We start from the raw sequence: 22,092 nt of genomic DNA, 5'->3' as shown, positions 1-22,092 counted from the left end.
GCGCTAATACTTGAAAACAACTAATTTCGACAAAACAGAAGTTAACGTATTTGACCAAATATGACGGTTTATAGCCAAGTGAAATCGAGCTTTAAAGTACTACAGATCGATAAATTGTCTCGCATTCGCAACGAAAATTATCAAAAACACATTTATTCTTACTCTTTACACTCAAAAACCTGTTTCGAAAAATATCACCCGAAAAATAGCGAAAATATCGAGCGCCAAATTAAAATATAAAAGCCTCAAAAATGAGGCTTTTATATTTGGAAAAATAAAATTTTACAGAATTAAATGCCAATCAAAATGAGTGCAGAACGCCAACGGCTGTACGTACAGCTGAGGAATTTCCCGCAGCAATTATACCCAGTGACAACCCAGTATCTTGTGGATTGGATGACCCGGCTTTTGCGTAGGTTAATGATGCATAGGCTGTCGTACGCTTACTCAATGCGTATTTACCTAAAAGAATATACTGATCTGCTTTGCCGTCCAATGCACCACCGACGTCACCAGAACGCTTGGTATCATAGTAAGCGCCAGTAATCGTTGTTTGCGGTGAGAACGTATAATCAACACCCGCGCCAATGATTGCAATCTTGCGTTGATCGGCATTCAAAGCCAGATTGGCTGCGACAGGAATCAAAATAGTACCGTCGACTTTATTCTGAGAATACGTGAAGTTAAACCTGAATTCGGGCGTAACAACATAACGCAAACCAAGCGCAACGCCCGACAAGGATGCATTACCAGAAGCATCAGTCAACTTGGCATACGACATCGCAGCACCATTTTTGCCATCAGTAAAAAATGCTGAAGCCCCCATGTAACGGTTTGCAGAGGTATCTCCAGCCTTTTCACCAAAACCGTACATCAGTCCGACACCAAAGCCCGACATATTTTGGTAAGGCGATACATATTTAATAGAATTATTCTGGCGTAACGCTGTTCCACCCTGATTTGTACCAAAACCACCGTACGTGGCGCCAGAATTCAGCGCACTGAACATCACGTTAGGGTTACTACCTGCATGCGCTAAACCCATAGGATCAGCCATACCAACAGAATCCACACCCAAAATATTATTGCGACCAGCGGTAACTGTACCAAAATCACCCGAAAGTCCGACCCAGGCAAGACGATCGAACAATGAAGTTCCACTACCAGCCTGTGTAAATGATTGCGCCCCTGTACCGCCAAACCCGGCGCCAGCTGCACCTGTATCATTGGTTAAGGTACCTTCGAGGTTAAAGATGGCTTTCATTCCACCACCCAGATCTTCGCTGCCCTTGAAGCCCCAACGCGATGTCAATAACTGACCCGCATCGACGGTAAGCTTTTTACCGCCGCCGGCCGTCTGATTAGTGTTGTACATCGCCGCAGCATCAATAATGCCGTACATGGTTACATTGGACTGTGCGGACGCGCTGGCTGCAAACGCGCTGAGAACTGCAAAAGCAATCAGTGATTTTTTCATTATTTAAGTCTCCAAATTGGTCAGTTTACGGGTCTGATGATGCAACTGAATAACAGGCTCTAGGCGGCCATTTTTTGTCGTTGACTTGCTAAAACTTCGAAACATAAAGAATCAGAAGCTAAGACTGATTGAAACAAACTCGCTGCTTTTGAGCAAAGCAAATTTGCGAACGATCGTGTTTAAACGAATAAAATGTGGCGAGGTCGCAACAAAGTTTCTATTTACCAATGAAGGTAAAAAAATGTTGAACAAAAGTTCGGCTTTCTCTTACTCTGGCTCAAATTCTGAGCAAGTCCCAGTAAATCCGAAGTGATCTACAATAGCGCTATTCTTTGCCAAATCAATTCACTCTATGTCATTACCTCACCCAGATCGCCTGCTCCTGGCATTTGATCGCGCTTTGCGTACCGTTTCTGCTCAGGCCAAAAGCTCACGCCCCAATCCGGCGGCACATATCCTGACTGACAACCTCAGCGAACAAGAACAAAAACATAGCGCAGGCTTAATGCGTGTTAACCATGTTGGCGAAATTTGCGCTCAGGCTTTGTATGATGCACAAAGTAGCTTTTCGCATACACCTGTCGTTGCACGGCAACTCCAGCATTCTTGTGTGGAAGAAGAGGATCACCTGGCCTGGACTGCAAACCGACTGAAAGAATTAAATTCTCGCACCAGCCTGTTAAGTCCGTTGTGGTACGCCGGTGCTTATGCTTGTGGCGTGGTTGCTGCCAAATGCGGCGACGCAGCAAGTTTGGGGTTCGTGGTTGAAACTGAACGCCAGGTAGAAGCCCATCTTGCAAGTCACCTGCAAGCATTGCCTCAAAATGACGCTAAATCTCGCGCCATTGTTGAACAAATGCGAGTCGATGAAGTAGCCCATGGCGCGGCTGCACAATCGCTTGGGGCTAGTGAAATGCCTTTACCTGTGCGAACTGGCATGAAGTTGATGGCAAAGATCATGACAACGACGGCCTATTACGTTTGAGTTAGTATCATTCCCCTAGCTGCCAAACAACACGACATCTGGCAATGAAGGAACGACGTCACGATGACGTTCATGGCGCTGACAGCGCCTCTTCATTGCGCCGCAATACGCTGCACACCTCACTAATAATCCTTTGTTTTTCATTTTGCGTGCTCTATTCTTAAGAAAAAAATGCACAACAAATACCTCAAGTAAAAACCAAGGACAATTCACGTGCGAAATAATCAGCCCAATTCAGGAGTTGAACAATTCATGAGCGATGGACAATCTATCGTCTCCAAAACTAACCTCAAAGGCATTATTACTTATTGCAATCCGTATTTCATTGAAATCAGCGGATATGAACAAGCAGAACTCATCGGTAAGCCACACAACCTGGTGCGTCACCCAGACATGCCAGAAGCAGCCTTTGCTGATTTGTGGAGCACAATAAAAGAGGGCTTACCGTGGTCCGGTATTGTCAAAAATCGCTGTAAAAATGGTGATCATTACTGGGTTAACGCTAACGTTACTCCCCTCATAGAAAATGGCCATGTGGTCGGTTATATGTCTGTCAGAACCAAGCCTGGACGGGCTGAAGTGAAGGCGGCTGAAGATCTATACCATCGCATGCGTACCGGTCAGGCAAAACACATCCAGCTTAAACATGGAAAAATACTTTCCACCACCCTTGGCGGGAAAATTCTGAATGTTTTACAAATGCCGGCCCACCACCGTCTGGCGCTCGGCATGTCAATTACGTTACTGTTCTTAGTCGTTTGGGGCGGCTTACATATCGCTACAGAAGGCGTCAGTTTATGGAATATCATCGGTCTCATCGCGAGTATTACACTGGTGATTTATCAATGGTTCGTTATTCAAACGACCTTACTTAATCCTATACAATCTGCGCTCGATAGTGCCAGAGCGATTGCCGGTGGTGATTTAACACGCAACATCCCCCTCGGAGATGACTCGGAGATGGGACAACTCATGCAGGCCTTGCGTCAAATGAATATCAATTTAGTTTCTATCATTGGTGATGTCCGAACCAATGTCAGATCTATTTCTACTGGCACACAAGAAATCGCCGATGCGAATCTGGATTTATCAAGCCGCACAGAATCGCAAGCCTCCAGCTTGCAAAAAACCGCCGCCAGTATGGCGCAATTTGCTGACAACGTAAGACAGAATTCGGCCAATGCCAACCAGGCTAATCAACTTGCCGATCAAACCTCGACAATTGCCAAACAAGGTGGCGAGATGGTTAATCGAGTAGGTGTGACTATGCAAGAAATCAATACCTCAGCAAAAAAGATCGAAAACATTATCAGCCTGATCGATGGCATCGCATTTCAAACCAATATTTTGGCCCTGAACGCAGCAGTAGAAGCTGCACGCGCTGGCGAACAAGGTAGGGGATTTGCGGTGGTCGCAAGCGAAGTGCGCAATCTGGCACAACGTTCGGCGTCCGCAGCAAAAGAAATTAAAGTTTTAATTGATGATTCAGTAAGCAAAGTCACTCAAGGAAATCACATGGTCAATGACACGACCAATATCATGCAAACCCTGGTTGAATCCGTGCAAAAAGTGACCCAGGTAATTCATGAAATCAGCGCTGCCAGCGGAGAGCAAAGTGTAGGAGTTGAGCAAATGAACAGTGCCGTATCGCAGATGGACGATATAACCCAGCAGAATGCCGCAATGGTTGAACAAGCTGCAGCGTCGGCGGCGAATCTGGCCGCCGAGGCCAAAGGTTTAGAGCAAGCCGTCAGTGTCTTTATTCTGGATCGCACGCACGTGCATGGCACATCCATTCATCGAGCCACCATAGGAGCTCAAATAGCGAACAAACGAAACGCTCCTTAAAACACCAGAAAGAAGAAAGCTGCCACCGCGCTTGGTATTAATGCTGATAAAAATAATCCTAAAGGACTAATCGCGCTTTCATCAAAGCATTCTTTCAAAATCGCATAACCAGCTGGGTTCGGTGCGTTGGCAATGACCGTTAAACCACCACCAGTCACCGCACCTGCTACCAGCGCATATTTCGCACTGTCAGATAAGCCACTGACCAATGAACCGAGATAAGTTAATGCAGCATTGTCTGTAATTGCAGTCAGCGACATCGCACCAAAAAATAAAACAATATCATTTAAACCCGCAAGTATCGGTTGCAACCACCACTGCTGCATCCCGCCTAATACAACCAAGCCTGCAAGAAAAAACGCCACCAGCAAGCCCTCTCGGAGCATCAGTCGGTCTTGATAACGTTCATAGGCTTCAGTAAAACCTAAGAAAAATAAAAATAAGCCTAAAAACACCACTGGGTAGTGCGCATACAAAACGGTCAATGCCAAAAATAAAATATGAATTGCGATGATGGGAACAGGCATTTTAGTGCTCGTCTCTGTCTCTTCCTCAGCAGGAAGACGCAGCAGTTCACGCTTGAACCACAAGGTTGCGATTAAACCATTCATGAGCACTGCCAGTGCGGCTTTCCAACCGAAAGTGCTACTCATAAACGCAATATCCCAGCCCCATTTTTCTGCCACCATCAATACTGGAGGTGCAGCAAACGGTGTCAGCACACCACCAATAGACACATTGACGAACAACACGCCGAGGGTCAGATATTTCATACGGGTAGAAATCGCTTTTTTGTAAAAGCGTTCACGCAACATCAACGCACCCAAGGTCATCGCTGCCGGCTCAGTAATCAAGGATCCGAGCAAAGGCACCAAGGTCAGACACAACAAATACAAGGACAATTGGCGCGAAAATGGCAGTATGTTTGCGACGCGAGAGACGAATTCCTGCACCGTCCACAACACAGGACGCGTTCCCGCCATGACGAGAATCACGAATACAAATAAAGGCTCAGTAAAATTTTGCGCTTCGAGATAATCAATCGCCTTGTGCTGATCACTCAGCAAACCAATTGCACAGACCAATAACAGCGCCCAAAATCCAAACACCACCTCCACCTCACCCAACAAATGCCACAAACCTGCATGTCGTGTGCTGCGATGAGCAAGATTTAAGAAATATTTGGTAGAAAAAGTGTGCAGCACTGCCATGAAAAACAGGCCCGCACCAATGTATTGCAATAACTGTTCTTTTACCATAAACCGTCCTTGTTCCTATCTGGCATTGCGTAAAAACGACCAGAGCGACCTGATGTAAGCCCTAAAACTTAGCTGCGTTTACCTGTGCCGGAACACCAACCATCTGGCGATACAAGACCCCGCCGACGGCACTCAAACCAGCACAGACAATCTCACTGGTGTTCCTGTGTTTAAATTTTTTCCAGCTTAGCGACGCTTAAATCGAGCAGTTTCATCCCAAATTGCCCAAAATTGATATGCGCCCGCGCGTTCGTGCCGCTACCCTCGATATTGACAATCACGCCTTCACCGAACTTGGGATGAGCAACCCCTTGCCCAATACGCCACGTCATAGACGGACTTTGCCTGGTCATTTGTTGCGCAATACGATTCGATTCTTCGATTGGCGCATCATCCCATGCCGATTTTTTGCTATTGCCAAACCAGCTAGGTTGAATTTTTGGGGACAGCCATTTCAAGGACTCTTCCGGCAATTCATCAAAAAATCGTGAACGCATGTTATAGCGCGTCTGGCCATGCAACATGCGGGTTTGCGAAAAGCTCAGATACAAACGTTTGCGCGCACGCGTAATCGCCACGTACATCAAACGTCGCTCTTCTTCAACGCCGGATTCTTCTTGTGCGCTATTTTCATGCGGGAACAAACCTTCTTCCAGTCCCGTAATAAACACCGCATCAAACTCCAGACCTTTAGCCGAGTGCACGGTCATTAGTTGCATCGCATCTTGCCCAGCCTGCGCCTGATTGTCACCCGCCTCCAAAGAGGCATGCGACAAGAAAGCAGATAATGGCGACATCAATGTTGGCAGCGCTGCATCCGCATCAATGATCGCTGTGCCGTCACCGTTTTCCAGCAAAACTGCCGCGCTGCTAGCGGGGCCGCTAAAAGCTGGCGCCTCTTTGCCGAAACCTTCTTCCGACACGAACAGCGTTGCCGCATTGACCAACTGTTCCAAGTTTTCTATCCGGTCTGCGCCTTCTTTTTCGGTTTGATAATGCGTGATCAGAGTACTCAGATCAAGCACAATTTTGACCATTTCAGGCAAAGGTAAATTTTGTGTTTCGAAACGTGCGCCTTCAATGAGCTTCACAAAATTCGCCAGCGACGTGCCAGCTTTACCGCCGACATGCCGCACCGCTGCATACAAAGAACTCCCCTGCGCTCTCGCAGCATCCTGCAATTGTTCAATCGAACGGGCACCAATACCGCGGGTGGGGAAATTCACTACCCGCAAAAATGCCGAGTCATTGTGCGGATTGTCCATCAACTGCAGATACGCAATCGCATGCTTAATTTCAGCACGTTCAAAGAAGCGTTGACCACCATACACACGATACGGAATATTGGCGGTGAATAAGGCATGTTCAATCACGCGCGACTGCGCATTGGAGCGATACAAAATCGCAATTTCGCTACGCAAAGAACCTTCGCGTATCAAACTTTTTGCCTCTTCGATAATCCAGTTGGCTTCCTGAATATCGCTGCTGGCTTCCATGACCCTAACCAATTCACCATGCCCGGCATCGGTACGTAAATTTTTACCGAGACGCTTGCTATTATTCGCAATCAGGATATTGGCGCTATCTAAGATATGACCATGGGAACGGTAGTTTTGTTCCAGCTTAATCAGATTTTTTACTTCAAATTCGCGCTCAAATGCCGACATATTTCCAACATTCGCACCGCGGAAGGCGTAAATACTTTGATCATCATCACCCACCGCAAATACTGCGCCAGCGCGGCGATTACCTGCACCAGCCATGAGTTTGAGCCATTTGTATTGCAGGTCATTGGTATCCTGAAACTCATCGACCAACACGTGGCGGAAGCGCTCCTGATAATGTTCGCGCAAAGGCTGATTGCGGCTCAACAATTCATAGGTCCGCAGCAATAATTCAGCAAAATCCACCACGCCTTCGCGTTGGCATTGGGCATCATACAAATCGTATAAGCCAACCATCTTGCGATTGAAATCGTCGTAAGCGTCGACCTGCGCTGCACGTAAGCCCTGATCCTTTGCGCTGTTGATGAAATACATCAGCGTCTTAGGTGGGAATTTTTCATCGTCGATATTATTCGCTTTCAATAAGCGTTTAATAAACGATAACTGATCGCCAGAATCCAAAATTTGAAATGTCTGCGGCAAGCCAGCATCGCGATGATGGGCGCGCAATAAGCGATTACACAAACCATGAAAAGTGCCGATCCACATGCCACGGGTATTGATGGGCAACATAGCAGACAAACGCGACATCATTTCTTTTGCCGCTTTATTGGTAAATGTCACCGCTAGAATACCGCCGGGCGAAACCTGTCCTGTTTGAATCAGCCAGGCAATGCGGGTCGTTAACACGCGCGTCTTGCCAGAACCGGCACCAGCCAAAATTAAAGCCGACTGCGCCGGCAGAGTAACAGCAGCGAGCTGTTCTGGATTGAGATTATGAAGTAAATTTTGCATACCCCGATTATACGGGACTGCAAGCTTGCTGCGCCCTTCTCTGCACTTCATCAAAGTACGATAGCGCAGCCAGGCGAGGAGTTAAATCACATACTCCCCCTTAATTTTTTATAAACACCTTATTTACCAAAGCAGATTATAGGGTGATTTTATATACTCCATACCAGTATAATAAAAACACAAAATAAGAAAAGAATACCCGAATTTACATTGTGTATTTAAGTGTCAATCCTATAGTTCGCGGCCGTACGATGCCGAGTCGTCGTGTCGTCGGCAAATCAGCAGAGATTGCCACCGGTAAACCGGTTTCGCCAATTTTATTGGTGACGTTATCGACAAATGCTGCCCACCCCCAGTGGCTGTTGCCAGGCAATTGGTTTTCACCAAGTCGCAGATTAAACATGCCGAATGCAGGGCGTTGATAAAAAGGACTCGTCCTGTCATACAAAGAATTCGTCGTTCCGGTATAGCTGTAATCAAGCCGTGCGTAACCTGGAACACCGTTTGGCATCAACGCAGAATACTCGGCCGATGCCGACATCGTCCAGCGTGGCACGTCAACCAATTGATCGCCTTTTTTCGCATTGGTGCCAGGCACGTCATTACCTAATTCAGCTTGTGTAAAATTGCCGGCAAGACGGAAATTCCATTCACGCACTGGATGATAAACTACTTCCAATTCAAGGCCTTTGCTGGTCGCCGAACCAAAATTGGCCGTAATATTAAATCCACATTGCAACACAATTTGCTGCTGTACCTGATTCCATTTAATGTAGTACAACGAGCCATTCAAAAATAATTTGTCATCCAGCCACGATGACTTGGTACCCAATTCATAATTCCAAACGGTATCTGGCGCAAATTTCACCAAAGAACTTGGACTCAGATTCAGACTAGCTACTTCGGAACCACAAACCGCAGCCGGAGCCGGATTATTCGGCCCACCAGGACGGTAACCTTTGGACGCGGTCGCATATAACAACATATCCTTATTCACTTGCCAGCCCAGATTGAATTTTGGATTCAGACCAGAGTCCGATGAGCTACCTTGCACAGTCGTAGGTACGTTTCCTACAAAAGCACCGTCAGTCTGTTGAATAAAGGTTTGATTCACTCTGAAACTGCGCAATCCAACTCTGGCAGTGAGCTGAGGTGTCATTTGGTACGAGGTTTCTTCAAACAAGGCAGTTTCACTCACCGTCGCTTCTCGTGAGCCGGTAAAAAAAGTATTTATATGCGTTCCAAACGCAGCATTGTAACCATCTGGGGTAGGAATCGATGATGCCAACGGCGCATTCACATGATGATAATATGCGCCACCAATAATTTGCCACGGTCCTTTGAAATCGGAGGTGAAACGGAATTCCTGGGTAAACTCACGATTTACATAGTCGCCCTTCATGACAGACGGATAAACGTAAGTTTGAGGTTTAGGGGAATAAAAGTAATACAACACCTTCGATGAATCTTCATCGATTTCTACATTCCTGTCGTAATAGGACGTCGATGAGAGTAATTCAAATTGATCAAAGCCTTTGCGGATAGAAACGTTTGCTAAGGTCGAGACTTGCGTACTGGGCTCAGGCACCAATCGCGCCTGCATCAAAGAGCTGATGCTGCCGGGCGGTACATCAATCTGAAATGGTGCCGCTAAAAATGTGCGTTGATTAAATATCGACGAGGTAATGGTGAGCTGATCTTCCAGTTTGAATGACACAATCGCCCTTACCCCAGTGGTCTTCTCTGAGTTAGCGCTTTCTTGCTTAGACCCACTAGTGAGCGCTCCGAGATAATTATTAGGATCAATCTGATAGCGATCAATAAAGCCATCCTGATGCCGCTCAAACGCAGCCAGCCGAAATGCGATTTTATTGTCGACCAAAGGGATGTTCAGCATCGCATTACTACCCCAATTCAAGCCACCACCTTTAGTCTCTGAAACTGTAGCGCTTCCATTGAATTGAAATTGACTAAAATTAGGCTGCTTAGTCAGATACTTGACTGTGCCACCCATGGAGCTCGACCCGTATAAAGTTCCTTGCGGACCACGCAATACCTCAACCTGATCGATATCAAATACTGAGGGGTCAATGACGCCGCGTAAAGACAATAGTGAAGCATTGCTTGATGCAGCAATTGGAATATCATCCAGATAATAACCCACTGTTCCGGCCGTACCTGCAGACGAGGAAATACCACGCATGACCAAAATGTTTTGTCCGGGACCCGATGAGACGACATTTAATCCTGGCGTCATGCGTGCCACATCCACCACACTTTCTATGCCCATTTTTTCTATTTTTTCAGCATCCAATGCCGTCACACTGAGCGGTGCATTCTGCAATCGTTCTGTCCGTCTTTGAGCGGTAATTACGACTTCTTGGGTATCTTTTTCCGCTTTTTCCGCTTTTTCCGGTTCTTCCAAGCTTGTAGCACCAGCAGAATGTTGCACCTCTTGTGCCAATACCAAAGGAAAACGCGCCAGTAGTGCTGTCGCTAAGCAAGAAAGGTAAGAAATACGACGCAGACGGAGAGGATAAAAACTGATCGGTACCATGACAAACTCCTACTATCGATGATAAGCGGGTGTTTTGTGCTCGAATCGTTGATGCGGGATGACCGTATAGTGCTTATGGTTTACTTGTTTGAACTTCGCTTGATGCGGCTAATTGAGACTTATATACCTCTATCATTTTTTCTAACTGCCCCGAATCAGAGAGTTGCTGAAAACCCTGATCAAAACGGGCAATAAATTCCTTGGCATTAGGCAATGTACGACGCACGACCAAATAAACTGGAACGATAGAAATGGCTTTATTCTGAAATTTAATTCTACGCTGCTCTTCCGCTGAAAAATTATTTTTTAGAAAATATAGTCCGACATCGTGATCGATAGGGAAAATATCGATGCGGCCAAGCAATAATTTTTTGAAATTTGATATATCACTGGGGGCTGGGTCTATCTTTAATTTTCCGGATGTCGTCAAAGCCGAAAATTCACTTGAGTAATAGTTCCCTTGAGTAATACCGATATTATAAGGACTCAAGTCTATCAAATGCTCCCATTTATATTCTTCGTTACTACGCTGAAAAAAAACGATTTTTAAAAAATAGATTGGCTTTGCTGAATACAATAACTTGGCGTCCCGTTCCGGGCTATGCGTCCAGCCATAACTCCCATCATACAAGCCCTGCATTAAGCCATTAATGGCACGATTATTCGGCACTGCTGCAAAGGTAACCTCAACCCCACGCAACTTAAACGCTTCTCGCACCATATCCGTTAGCAAACCACCGACTTGCGTATCGTAAGAAATAAGTGGGGGATATTCTTGTTCGGTGAGAGTGATTTTCAGATGTTCTTGTGAAAACGCTTGTGGCATGAAAATGCCCGCCAGCACCAATATGGCAACAAAGATGACTAACTGGCCAGAGATCATACGTAGGTAAAGCAATGTATCCCCGATATGCTGTAAGCAAAAAATGTTTATGTTCGTAAAACTACTTTTTGCGCGGTGAAGTCAGATTTTCTACATATACCTATTTGCTCAACTTGAAAACTCATTCAACATTGTCCCTCCACCAGATCACAATTCAAAGGGCAAAAATCGTACAAAACTTTACAAACTGGAGCTTATTCTCAGTTGACGATATATCGTGTTAGTTCTGGAGCTCAGTCTAAAACAATGCTGCACAGAATGCAAAAAACTTGTGGCATTCTTTACCAAAGATAAAAAAATGTCTGGCATACAAAGAACCACACTAATACATTCAAGGCTAAGAAAATTAATCCGACAGCATTATTTCTTATAATTCCGTCGGATAAACGTAAAGTATCTCAGGCGAACAAGGCGCTGAATTGTTGCGCTGCCAGCTTAGGATCATCTGTCATATACACACCACTAATTACTGCCACCATCTCAGCACCGTACTGTACCAGCGGCTGACAGTTTTCTAAGGTCATGCCACCAATCACCACCTTTGACAATTGAAATTCCTTGCCGGCATCGGCAACGATAGTCGCAGCCGTCGTTACCGCATATTTTTTGATACGCGAAGGATAAAAGCCACCAAACGCGACGTAGCTTGCGCCGCTGCTTACGGCAGTTCGTGCCAGTTCCAGATCACCATAACACGAAGCACCTAAAATTTTATCAGTGCCAATTTGTGCTCGGGCTTGTGCGACAGAAATATCCATGCCACCGACATGCAAACCGTCTGCATCCAGTTCTAAAAATAAGTCCAGATGATCATTAATGATAAATGGCTTTTGATACTGACGGCACAATACCTGCAGTGCTAGCGCCTGTTCTTTGCGCAAACCCACACTGGCAGTTTTATGACGGTACTGAACAATATTGGCGCCGCCTTGCAGTGCTTGTTCTGTGGCTTTCAATAGTTGTTCGGTGTCATCCCAATCTGGCGTGACGATATACAATCCACGTAAATTATTCATCATTATATTATTTGAAATTTCGCTGCGGAATCAGCTGGCCGGCAGCAATTGCATAGGCTTGCTGTAAACAATGTTGTGTATAGATTTGCGCTGTATTCAACGCCTGCCCCAGCGATTCACCCACAGCCAGACGACCAGCAATGGCCGATGCTAAAGTACAACCGCTACCGTGAAATTCTCCCGGCAATCGTGGCCACAACCACTCTTGTTTTGCCTGTAAATATTGTGCCTGATACCAACAGTTTTTGACCTGATCTTCAGCGCCATGACCGCCTTTCACTAAAACATCAGCTGACGTCTCTTGCAGCAAGCACTGTGCCTGTGCGACATAACCGTCAATGGATGGACACAAGCGAGACAATTCCGGAAGATTAGGCGTAATCAAGCTCGCAACGCCAAGCAAAGGCTGTATCGCCGCCACCGCATCATCGAGCGACAAACTATCCCCATGACCACTGCCCAATACCGGATCAAGTACCACCTGCAAATCTGGCTGCTGTTGTTTCAGTTTCAAAATAAAGTTGGCAATAGCTGCTGCATTTTTTTTATGTGCGACGATACCAATCTTGACGACCTTGACTGGTATTTTAGCAACCAGCGTCATCGCTTGCTGCAAGATAATTTGTGCATCAACGGCATGCACTGCATAAGCATGGTCATTATCTTGTACCGTCAAAGCGGTAATGACAGGCAAGGCATGTGCACCTTGCGCTGCGATCGCTTCGATATCAGCCTGAATCCCGGCACCACCGCTGGGATCGTGACCAGCGAACACCAACACGCAAGGACGTTTTTCAGCTTGCATCAAACTATACGTCCAGCCATCGGTGATGAAGGCGAGGCTGCGAATTTGCGTGGCATGCGACCAGCCAAAAATGCCTCGCGTCCAGCTTCTACCGCCAACCCCATCGCGCGCGCCATACGTATAGGATCTCCGGCACCGGCAATCGCGGTATTCATCAACACCCCATCACAACCAAGCTCCATCGCAATCGCCGCATCAGACGCAGTGCCGACACCGGCATCGACCAGTACTGGTACTTTAGATTGCTCGATGATCAGCGATAAATTCCAAGGATTTAAAATACCCATCCCCGAACCAATCAGCGAAGCTAAAGGCATGATGGCAACACACCCGATATCTTCCAACATTCTTGCCTGGATAGGATCATCGCTGCAATACACCATTACATCAAAACCTTCATTGACCAGGGTTTTAGCGGCCTTTAAAGTTTCTGGCATATTCGGGAATAAGGTTTTTTCGTCACCCAATACTTCGAGTTTGCATAACTTATGTCCACCTAATAATTCACGCCCCAATTGCAAGGTGTAGACCGCGTCTTCGGCGTTATAACAGCCAGCAGAATTAGGCAGTATGGTGTACTTCGAGGGCGGCACCGCATCAAGCAAACTTGGCGCATTAGGGTCTTGACCAATATTCACACGACGTATCGCCACCGTGATAATTTCTGCGCCAGCAGCTTCTGTTGCTAAGCGTGTTTGTTCCAGATCTTTGTATTTACCACTACCGACCAACAGGCGTGAGCGGTAGGTCTTTCCGGCAATCGTTAAACCATTTTCGGTTTGCATTTCAAATTCCTTTTCAATTTTGCCAACAGCACAAGCGACTCAGATTCGTCAGGCACGAAGAGCATCTTCTGATTTCCTGTCTCGTCCACTTCGTCGCTTGCAAGCGACTCAGATTCGTCAGGCACGAAGAGCATCTTCTGATTTCCTGTCTCGTCCACTTCGTCGCTTGCAAGCGACTCAGATTCGTCAGGCACGAAGAGCACCTTCTGATTTCCTGTCTCGTCCACTTCGTCGCTTGCAAGCGACTCAGATTCGTCAGGCACGAAGAGCATGCTCTTCGTGTCCTGTCTCATCCACCGCCAATTGCGCGGACGATGTCGACTTTGTCGTTGATCCGTAATGACTGACTAATCCACTCATGACGAGGAATAATCTGCCGATTCACTGCCACAGCAATATTTTTTTGGCTGAGATCGAGAATGGCGATTAAATCGTTGACTGTGTTTCCTTCAGTGAGCAGATAGGGGCTTCCGTTTAATTCAATATCCATAAAAGGTTTACTGTTTGCGGTAAATTTCTGCACCATTTTTTACGAATTCAACCGCCTTGACTTCCATGCCTTGTTTCAATGCAGCGATCTCTGAAATGCCTTGTTTTGCCGCGTAGTCACGCACTTCCTGGGTGATTTTCATGGAGCAGAAATGCGGGCCACACATAGAGCAGAAATGCGCAACTTTGGCTGAATCTTTAGGCAAAGTTTCATCATGAAATTCACGAGCTTTGTCCGGGTCAAGTCCGATATTGAATTGATCTTCCCAACGGAATTCAAAACGTGCTTTCGACAAGGCGTTGTCGCGAATCTGCGCGCCGGGATGACCTTTCGCCAGATCGGCGGCATGCGCTGCAATTTTGTAGGTAATGATGCCGTCTTTAACGTCGACTTTATTTGGTAAGCCCAGATGTTCTTTTGGCGTCACGTAGCACAGCATCGCCGTGCCATACCAGCCGATTTGGGCAGCGCCAATGCCAGACGTAATATGGTCATAACCTGGTGCGATATCGGTCGTCAATGGTCCCAAAGTATAGAACGGCGCTTCGTGGCATTGTTCTAATTGCAGATCCATGTTCTCTTTGATCAGATGCATCGGTACGTGACCGGGCCCTTCAATCATTACTTGTACATCATGCTTCCAGGCGATTTGTGTCAGCTCACCTAAGGTTTTCAATTCACCCAATTGCGCTTCGTCATTGGCATCATAAATGGACCCCGGACGCAAGCCATCGCCTAAACTAAATGACACGTCGTAGGCTTTCATGATCTCGCAAATGTCTTCAAAATGCTCGTACAAGAAGCTTTCTTTGTGATGCGCTAAACACCACTTTGCCATGATAGAGCCACCGCGAGAAACGATCCCAGTCATGCGTTTTGCCGTCAGCGGTACGTATTGCAAACGGACACCAGCGTGGATCGTGAAATAATCGACACCCTGTTCAGCTTGTTCAATCAACGTGTCGCGGAAAATTTCCCAAGTCAGATCCTCAGCTTTGCCATTCACCTTTTCCAAGGCCTGATAAATAGGCACAGTGCCGATCGGTACTGGTGAATTGCGGATGATCCATTCGCGCGTTTCGTGGATGTGTTTGCCCGTCGACAAATCCATCACATTGTCACCACCCCAACGGATTGCCCAAGTCATTTTTTCGACCTCTTCACCGATTGACGATGTAACGGCGGAGTTGCCGATATTAGCGTTAATTTTGACTAAAAAGTTACGACCGATAATCATCGGTTCAACTTCAGGATGATTGATGTTAGCCGGGATAATCGCTCGGCCACGGGCGACTTCAGAGCGGACAAATTCTGGTGTAATTTCTGCTGGAATCGATGCGCCAAAAGATTGCCCTGGATGCTGACGTCCCATCATCTCGGCCAACTTATTGCCCATAGGCCCGGAGGCTTTTAAGTTTTCTAAATATTCTTTACGTTGCAGGTTTTCACGAATCGCGATGTATTCCATCTCAGGCGTGATAATGCCTTGACGCGCATAATGCATCTGAGACACATTTTTGCCAGCTTTAGCACGGCGTGGCAAACGTTTTAAATTGAAACGTAATTCTGTCAATTGCGGATCGTTCAAACGCTCCTGACCATATTTAGAACTTGGACCAGACAGTTCTTCAGTGTCGTCTCGCTCAGCAATCCACGCACCCCGTACAGATGCTAAACCGGAGCGAATATCAATGCTGACGTTCGGGTCCGTGTAAGGGCCTGAGGTGTCATAAACATAAATCGGTGGATTTTTTTCTGCGCCAAAAGAGGCTGGCGTATCCGACTGGCTAATTTCGCGCATAGGCACGCGGATGTCAGGGCGACTGCCTTGTACATACACTTTGCGCGAATTTGGCAGCGGCGCAATGGCGGCTTCGTCAACTGTCGCTGTCGCGGACAGAAATTTAGGATTGGCATTCATTAATTTTGGCTCCTTTGCTTGTTGGCATGGAGCCAGCAAAGGAGTTTCTAAAAACACGATGCGCGGGATGTCGGGTACGGCAAACACAAAACACGACACTGGCACGATTTTTAGCGGCTTCCCTTCGCTGGCATTATCCAGATCAGGTTCGAGGGTATTTCTCACCCGATATCAACATTGATATCAGGACCCCTAGCATTGTTTAACTTGGCAGCGCTACGATGATTGGTAACTCTGCGTTTGTGGCGGCATTATAGCGCTATCTCATGATTCTGAGAAAAAGATTATGCAAGAACATTTATTTTGAAACAGGCAAATCTAATTTAGCAGGGCCAACAACTTCGATCAATTCCACCATCCCTGAACTCACGGCAGCGGCCAGATCTTCTTCTAAGAATGGCAATGCAGATTCGGAATCGACCATAATTTTGGCAATACCATAGCCACGATTACGACCATTTGCCTTACCCAGGTACAGTGCCATATCGGCGATTTGTAAGGCTTTCTCCCAATCTAATTTCAATTCAGAAATATCTGAAAATGGTAGTGAAATAAATCCGGCAGTCATGGTCACCTGAACTTCATGATCTCCAGCAACGATACTCGTCCCACCGACCGACTGTAAGACGCGATCGACCAATCCAGCAATTTGTGAAGGATTGGATTTTGGAGAATAGACTAAAAATTCCTCACCGCCCCAGCGTAACACCATATCTGTGTCGCGTACAACCTTACGCAATCGTTGTGCTACCTGAATCAGTACTGCATCCCCTGCTGCATGACCTAGGGTGTCATTAATGTGCTTGAAGTGATCGATATCAAGCAAAATCAGACAGTCAGGATTGCCTTCTCTCTCTTCTCGTCTGTCTGCTTCAAGTTGTACGCTCCTGGTTTTCATCAATTCAACAAAAGAACGACGGTTATACAATCCAGTCAGAGGATCACGTATCGCATGGAATTCTAATTGGCTATTCGCTTCACGTAATTGTTGATTGATGCGCTGGACACGTCGATAAAGCAAGTAGATGAAGATACCAACCATCACCGTCACCATAGCCCCCAACATAGTGATGACTTGTTGCAGGCTATGATTGCGGATATCCGCATCTTTTAAGGCATTTTCTTTGCCCAACAATTCAATTTGTTTTTGTCGCTGTTTGGCATTGAATTGCTCTTGCAAGCCTGCAACTGCTTTTGAGCGATCGGCGCTGAATAACTCGTTACTTAAGCTCTGCTGTTGACGCAGCGTTGCTAATGCCTCTTTGTACATACCAGCCTTTTCGTACATATTGGCTAGTTCACCGATAACGCTTTCTGCATCCGTCTTGCGTCCGGATTGCAGGAAATCATGTATCACACCATTGACTAATTCAACCCCACTTGCGATCCGTCCTTGCCCAGCCAGTGAAAAACCCAAATTAATTTTAGCGATGTCGATTGAGCCCTTATCACCAAGAGCCTCAGCACGCTTAAGGCTGAGCCTAGCGAACTCTTCGGCTTTCTTATATTCATTCGTCGTCAAATAATGATCACTGATATCAATCAGGCAAATCACTTCAAAGGTAGCCATGCCCGCTTCGCGAGCTATTTTTAATGCCCGTTTATATGCCTCAACAGCTTTAGCATCTTGATTCAAGTTCGCATAGGCAATCCCTTGGCTTAGACTCAATGATGCCAAAATCTTGGGAGCACGCGCCAGTGGAGAAATTTCTAATGCCTCATCAACGGTTGCCAGTGCCTTCTCTGGATCTTTCATGTTGATGTACAATTTTGCGATGGAATCAAGCCGGCGAATGCGATTTTCCACTTTGCGCTCAGGCAATTCATCCGTGAGCTTCAGCGCCTCCAGGAAATATCGCAATGACGAATCAAAATTTCCGAGGACATAACTGGCAGTTCCCAAGGCACTATCCAGACGCATTTTCAGCTCGGCGGATGCATCCGGTTGCAAAGAACTGTCGATCAGGTTGAGTTTATTGAGAGCTTCTTGCGGTTTGCCATCTTCGATCAACTTATATGCCGCCATAATATTGGCGATACCGATACCTTCAACATCTTTTTCTGCTGTTGCAAGAGCAAGGAGCTCGTTAATCGTCGCTTCGCTGGACTTAATTTTTCCAGCATCATAATAAAGACTGACCAATACCTCAAGAGTTTGCAGTCGAATCTGCACCGGGGTTGCAGCGCTTTGCTGCTCTTTGACCGCCATCAGGCGCTTCAACGCCTCGGTGTTATCACTATCGCCTAAGGTCAGAATGCTGGCTATTTGCTCCTTTTCAAATGCCTCGTTCGCGTAGGCACTATGTCCAAGCAACATCACTCCCACCAATGTGCACACGTAGAAACGTACGATAGCCAGCAACTTTTTATTCACCATAGGTATCAATTTGGCAGTAAATTTGGCGATAGATTCAATAATAATTTTAACAACAAAGGAGTGACAATGAATTTGTTGTTCATCCTAACACTATATAAGGAAAGTTGAAAAAAATGACAGCAAATACAAGATTTTCATTTATGTGATTGAAAAAAAGTAGCTAAAGTCCCACAGACCTGAAATATTTTTTACCAGAAATCCCCGGCGATAGCGGCGTCAACCACTGCTCAGTCATTTATAATCAATGGTTTAGCACACTCATCACAGATCATCATGGAACTAGCGAAGTCTTTCGAACCAGCAGAAATCGAACAATATTGGCGCTCTGAATGGGAGCAACGCGGCTATTTCGCAGCCAGCATGGACGATGGCAAACCATCTTTCTCTATCCTGCTACCGCCACCAAACGTGACTGGCACGCTGCACATGGGGCACGCGTTCAACCAGACGATTATGGATGGTTTGACTCGCTACTACCGCATGCGTGGTTACAACACGGCGTGGGTACCGGGCACTGATCATGCTGGTATTGCCACCCAAATCGTCGTTGAACGCCAACTCGATGCACAGAAAATTTCGCGCCATGACCTTGGTCGTGAAAAATTCTTAGAAAAAGTCTGGGAGTGGAAAGAAAAATCCGGCTCCACGATTACCAGCCAGATGCGCCGCATGGGCGCGTCAGCCGACTGGGATCGTGAATATTTCACGATGGATGCTGAACGTTCTACCGCAGTGACTGAAGTTTTTGTTCGCTTAGTAGAACAAGGCTTGATCTACCGCGGTAAGCGTCTGGTCAACTGGGATCCGGTACTCGGCACCGCAGTTTCTGATCTGGAAGTGGTATCGGAAGAAGAAGATGGCTTTATGTGGCATATCCGCTACCCCTACGCGGATGGCAGCGGACATCTGACCGTCGCCACCACCCGTCCGGAAACTCTGCTGGGCGACGTTGCGGTGGCAGTTGATCCGACGGATGAACGTTACATGCATTTGGTTGGCAAGATGCTGAAATTGCCGCTGACAGATCGTGAAATTCCTATCATCGCTGACAGCTATGTCGATAAAGAATTTGGCACTGGTTGCGTCAAGATTACGCCTGCGCATGATCTAAATGACTATGCTGTTGGTCAACGCCACCAGTTAGAGGTGATTTGCATCATGACACTGGATGCAAAGATCAATGAAAATGCACCAGCCGTTTATCAAGGCATGGATCGTTTCGTTGCACGCAAACAAATCGTTGCCGATCTCGATGCACAAGGTTTGCTGGCAGAAGTTAAGCCACATAAACTGATGGTGCCACGTGGTGATCGTACGAATGTCATTATCGAACCGATGCTGACCGATCAATGGTTTATGGCGATGAGTAAGCCAGCGCCAGAAGGGACGCACTTCCCTGGTAAATCGATTGCTGAAGTAGCGCTTGAAAAAGTCGCTTCCGGTGAAATCAAATTCGTACCGGAAAATTGGACTAATACCTACAACCAATGGCTCAACAATATCCAAGACTGGTGCATCTCACGCCAATTGTGGTGGGGTCATCAAATCCCGGCATGGTATGGTGATAATGGTGAAGTATTCGTTGCACGTAATGAAGCAGATGCCAAGGTCAAAGCAGCAGCGGCTGGTTACACGGGTGCATTGAAACGCGATGATGACGTGCTTGATACCTGGTTCTCGTCTGCACTGGTACCGTTCTCCACGATGGGCTGGCCAGAAGAAACGCCAGACATGAAGCACTTCCTGCCATCCTCCGTGTTGGTAACAGGTTTTGATATCATTTTCTTCTGGGTCGCGCGTATGGTCATGATGACCACGCACTTCACTGGCAAAATCCCGTTTAACACGGTCTACGTTCACGGTCTGGTGCGTGATTCCAGTGGTCAGAAGATGTCCAAATCCAAAGGCAATACACTCGATCCTATCGATCTGATTGACGGCATCAAGGTTGATGATCTGGTTGCCAAACGTACTGCAGGCTTGATGAATCCTAAGCAAGCGGCCTCAATTGAAAAAGCGACTCGCAAAGAATTTGCCGATGGTATTCAGGCGTATGGTACCGATGCGATTCGTTTCACCATGGCGAGTTATGCATCTTTAGGTCGCAACATAAACTTCGATCTGGCGCGCTGCGAAGGCTACCGCAATTTCTGCAATAAATTGTGGAATGCAACACGCTTTGTGCTGATGAATACCGAAGGTAAAGATTGCGGTTTTGGCGCTGATATTACTGATGCTGATCTCGATTATTCAAAAGCAGACAAATGGATTATCTCTGCGATGCAACGCACCGAAGCAGAGATCGAAAAAGGCTTTGCTGAATACCGCTTCGACAATATTGCTTCAGCGATTTATAAATTTGTGTGGGATGAATACTGCGACTGGTATCTGGAAGTATCCAAGGTACAAGTTCAACATGGCACCGAAGCGCAGCAACGTGCAACGCGCCGCACTTTATTGCGCGTATTGGAAGTGATACTGCGTCTTGCTCATCCTGTCATTCCGTTTGTGACAGAAGCGTTGTGGCAAACCGTCGCACCACTGGCTGGAAAGCAACTCAATCCAGCGGGTGACTCGGTTATGATGCAGCCGTATCCACTTGCCGTTGCTGCTAATATTGATGAATCTGCCGAAGCCTGGATGCATGCTTTGAAAGCCATGACGGATGCATGTCGCAATCTGCGCGGTGAAATGCAATTGTCTCCAGCCTTGCGCGTTCCACTGTTGTTGCAAGCTGCAAACGCTGATGACAAAACACGCCTGCAATCATTTGCTCCGTATTTGCAAGCATTAGCAAAATTGTCTGAAGTGGATGTGGTGGATAGTCTGCCAGAATCTCCGGCACCGGTTTCTATTGTTGGCGAATCCAAACTGATGCTAAAAGTTGAGATTGACGTTGCAGCAGAACGTGAACGTTTATCCAAAGAAATTACGCGTCTGGAAACGGAAATTGCTAAAGCGGAAGTCAAACTCAGCAATGAAAGTTTTGTTGCCCGTGCTCCTGCAGCAGTGGTGGCACAAGAGAAAGAAAGAATGGCGAATTTCTCTGCAACATTGGTCAAACTGCGCGAGCAATTGGCAAAACTGCCGGTAGCCTAAGCCAGCACTGCATCCGTTGTTAAAGTACTTGCTCTAAAATTTTGTACGTGGTGATCAGCTTCACCACGTACAATTAATTGAGCGAATATGCTGGCTAAATCAGAAAAACTGGCCATCAACAAAAACTATAT

Annotated in this window: 16 protein-coding genes and 1 riboswitch; of the genes, 3 read left to right on the top strand and 13 right to left on the bottom strand. The window is 46.6% G+C overall.

The window, feature by feature from the left end; all coding sequences use genetic code 11:
- Positions 1-301: 301 nt before the first annotated feature.
- On the bottom strand, positions 302-1,477 hold the full coding sequence (locus H8K32_RS04480) for a porin (protein WP_186911281.1): 1,176 nt from the start codon (positions 1,475-1,477) through the stop codon (positions 302-304).
- A 352-nt stretch (positions 1,478-1,829) separates the two neighbouring features.
- Here H8K32_RS04480 and coq7 point away from each other — a divergent pair, with 352 nt between their 5' ends.
- A complete protein-coding gene (coq7, locus tag H8K32_RS04475) occupies positions 1,830-2,462 on the top strand; it encodes a 2-polyprenyl-3-methyl-6-methoxy-1,4-benzoquinone monooxygenase (RefSeq protein WP_186911280.1) in 633 nt (210 codons plus the stop codon).
- A 15-nt stretch (positions 2,463-2,477) separates the two neighbouring features.
- Here the strand turns inward: coq7 and H8K32_RS20550 are convergent, their stop codons facing one another.
- Positions 2,478-2,606: a hypothetical protein gene (locus H8K32_RS20550; RefSeq protein WP_281388383.1), complete on the bottom strand. Its 129-nt coding sequence runs from the start codon at positions 2,604-2,606 to the stop codon at positions 2,478-2,480.
- 108 nt (positions 2,607-2,714) lie between these two features.
- Here H8K32_RS20550 and H8K32_RS04470 point away from each other — a divergent pair, with 108 nt between their 5' ends.
- Complete coding sequence (locus tag H8K32_RS04470) at positions 2,715-4,310, top strand: methyl-accepting chemotaxis protein (protein WP_222613013.1); 1,596 nt, start codon at positions 2,715-2,717, stop codon at positions 4,308-4,310.
- Here H8K32_RS04470 and H8K32_RS04465 read toward each other — a convergent pair.
- The 11 genes from H8K32_RS04465 to H8K32_RS04415 all read right to left on the bottom strand — a co-directional run bounded on the left by H8K32_RS04465 (position 4,307) and on the right by H8K32_RS04415 (position 18,862).
- Entirely contained in the window at positions 4,307-5,569 is a 1,263-nt protein-coding gene (locus H8K32_RS04465) for a putative Na+/H+ antiporter (protein ID WP_186911278.1), read from the bottom strand. The two genes, H8K32_RS04470 and H8K32_RS04465, sit on opposite strands and share 4 nt — an antisense overlap.
- Before the next feature lie 170 nt (positions 5,570-5,739).
- On the bottom strand, positions 5,740-8,028 hold the full coding sequence (locus H8K32_RS04460) for a UvrD-helicase domain-containing protein (protein WP_186911277.1): 2,289 nt from the start codon (positions 8,026-8,028) through the stop codon (positions 5,740-5,742).
- A 205-nt stretch (positions 8,029-8,233) separates the two neighbouring features.
- Positions 8,234-10,585, bottom strand: a complete 2,352-nt coding sequence (locus H8K32_RS04455; RefSeq protein ID WP_186911276.1) for a TonB-dependent receptor — start codon at positions 10,583-10,585, stop codon at positions 8,234-8,236.
- 73 nt (positions 10,586-10,658) lie between these two features.
- The gene (locus H8K32_RS04450) at positions 10,659-11,483 is read right to left on the bottom strand and encodes a substrate-binding periplasmic protein (protein WP_246447127.1); all 825 of its coding nucleotides are present in this window, start codon (positions 11,481-11,483) and stop codon (positions 10,659-10,661) included.
- 383 nt (positions 11,484-11,866) lie between these two features.
- Complete coding sequence (gene thiE / locus H8K32_RS04445) at positions 11,867-12,487, bottom strand: thiamine phosphate synthase (protein WP_186911275.1); 621 nt, start codon at positions 12,485-12,487, stop codon at positions 11,867-11,869.
- Positions 12,488-12,491: 4 nt separating this feature from the next.
- Positions 12,492-13,289, bottom strand: coding sequence for a bifunctional hydroxymethylpyrimidine kinase/phosphomethylpyrimidine kinase (gene thiD / locus H8K32_RS04440; protein WP_186911274.1), 798 nt, complete (start codon positions 13,287-13,289; stop codon positions 12,492-12,494).
- A complete protein-coding gene (locus H8K32_RS04435) occupies positions 13,289-14,074 on the bottom strand; it encodes a thiazole synthase (RefSeq protein ID WP_186911273.1) in 786 nt (261 codons plus the stop codon). Before H8K32_RS04435 ends, thiD begins: the two co-directional genes overlap by 1 nt.
- Positions 14,053-14,346, bottom strand: coding sequence for a hypothetical protein (locus H8K32_RS04430; protein ID WP_186911272.1), 294 nt, complete (start codon positions 14,344-14,346; stop codon positions 14,053-14,055). Before H8K32_RS04430 ends, H8K32_RS04435 begins: the two co-directional genes overlap by 22 nt.
- Positions 14,347-14,363: 17 nt before the next feature.
- The gene (gene thiS / locus H8K32_RS04425) at positions 14,364-14,564 is read right to left on the bottom strand and encodes a sulfur carrier protein ThiS (RefSeq protein WP_186911271.1); all 201 of its coding nucleotides are present in this window, start codon (positions 14,562-14,564) and stop codon (positions 14,364-14,366) included.
- Between the two features lie 7 nt (positions 14,565-14,571).
- The gene (gene thiC, locus H8K32_RS04420; RefSeq protein WP_186911472.1) at positions 14,572-16,485 is read right to left on the bottom strand and encodes a phosphomethylpyrimidine synthase ThiC; all 1,914 of its coding nucleotides are present in this window, start codon (positions 16,483-16,485) and stop codon (positions 14,572-14,574) included.
- Between the two features lie 102 nt (positions 16,486-16,587).
- Positions 16,588-16,689, bottom strand: a riboswitch (TPP riboswitch).
- Positions 16,690-16,783: 94 nt separating this feature from the next.
- Positions 16,784-18,862, bottom strand: coding sequence for a tetratricopeptide repeat-containing diguanylate cyclase (locus H8K32_RS04415; protein ID WP_186911270.1), 2,079 nt, complete (start codon positions 18,860-18,862; stop codon positions 16,784-16,786).
- A gap of 273 nt (positions 18,863-19,135) precedes the next feature.
- On the opposite strand from H8K32_RS04415, the gene H8K32_RS04410 reads away from it, so the two are divergent.
- Entirely contained in the window at positions 19,136-21,961 is a 2,826-nt protein-coding gene (locus H8K32_RS04410) for a valine--tRNA ligase (protein WP_186911269.1), read from the top strand.
- Positions 21,962-22,092 lie beyond the last annotated feature (131 nt).

The organism is Cognatundibacterium jejuense, assembly GCF_014284255.1.
Classification (GTDB): Bacteria; Pseudomonadota; Gammaproteobacteria; order Burkholderiales; family Burkholderiaceae_D; genus Undibacterium; species Undibacterium jejuense.
Note: the sequence above shows the minus strand (reverse complement) of the source record. Positions and strands in the feature narration are given on the sequence as shown.

Excerpts from the sequence above, each read along its gene's own strand:
- thiE (WP_186911275.1), bottom strand. The coding sequence starts at position 12,487 with ATGATGAATAATTTACGTGGATTGTATATCGTCACGCCAGATTGGGAT.
- H8K32_RS04435 (WP_186911273.1), bottom strand. The coding sequence starts at position 14,074 with ATGCAAACCGAAAATGGTTTAACGATTGCCGGAAAGACCTACCGCTCA.
- coq7 (WP_186911280.1), top strand. The coding sequence starts at position 1,830 with ATGTCATTACCTCACCCAGATCGCCTGCTCCTGGCATTTGATCGCGCT.
- H8K32_RS04465 (WP_186911278.1), bottom strand. The coding sequence starts at position 5,569 with ATGGTAAAAGAACAGTTATTGCAATACATTGGTGCGGGCCTGTTTTTC.
- thiD (WP_186911274.1), bottom strand. The coding sequence starts at position 13,289 with ATGCAAGCTGAAAAACGTCCTTGCGTGTTGGTGTTCGCTGGTCACGAT.
- H8K32_RS04480 (WP_186911281.1), bottom strand. The coding sequence starts at position 1,477 with ATGAAAAAATCACTGATTGCTTTTGCAGTTCTCAGCGCGTTTGCAGCC.
- thiS (WP_186911271.1), bottom strand. The coding sequence starts at position 14,564 with ATGGATATTGAATTAAACGGAAGCCCCTATCTGCTCACTGAAGGAAAC.
- H8K32_RS20550 (WP_281388383.1), bottom strand. The coding sequence starts at position 2,606 with ATGAAAAACAAAGGATTATTAGTGAGGTGTGCAGCGTATTGCGGCGCA.
- H8K32_RS04470 (WP_222613013.1), top strand. The coding sequence starts at position 2,715 with ATGAGCGATGGACAATCTATCGTCTCCAAAACTAACCTCAAAGGCATT.
- thiC (WP_186911472.1), bottom strand. The coding sequence starts at position 16,485 with ATGAATGCCAATCCTAAATTTCTGTCCGCGACAGCGACAGTTGACGAA.
- H8K32_RS04455 (WP_186911276.1), bottom strand. The coding sequence starts at position 10,585 with ATGGTACCGATCAGTTTTTATCCTCTCCGTCTGCGTCGTATTTCTTAC.
- H8K32_RS04430 (WP_186911272.1), bottom strand. The coding sequence starts at position 14,346 with ATGCTCTTCGTGCCTGACGAATCTGAGTCGCTTGCAAGCGACGAAGTG.
- H8K32_RS04410 (WP_186911269.1), top strand. The coding sequence starts at position 19,136 with ATGGAACTAGCGAAGTCTTTCGAACCAGCAGAAATCGAACAATATTGG.
- H8K32_RS04415 (WP_186911270.1), bottom strand. The coding sequence starts at position 18,862 with ATGGTGAATAAAAAGTTGCTGGCTATCGTACGTTTCTACGTGTGCACA.
- H8K32_RS04460 (WP_186911277.1), bottom strand. The coding sequence starts at position 8,028 with ATGCAAAATTTACTTCATAATCTCAATCCAGAACAGCTCGCTGCTGTT.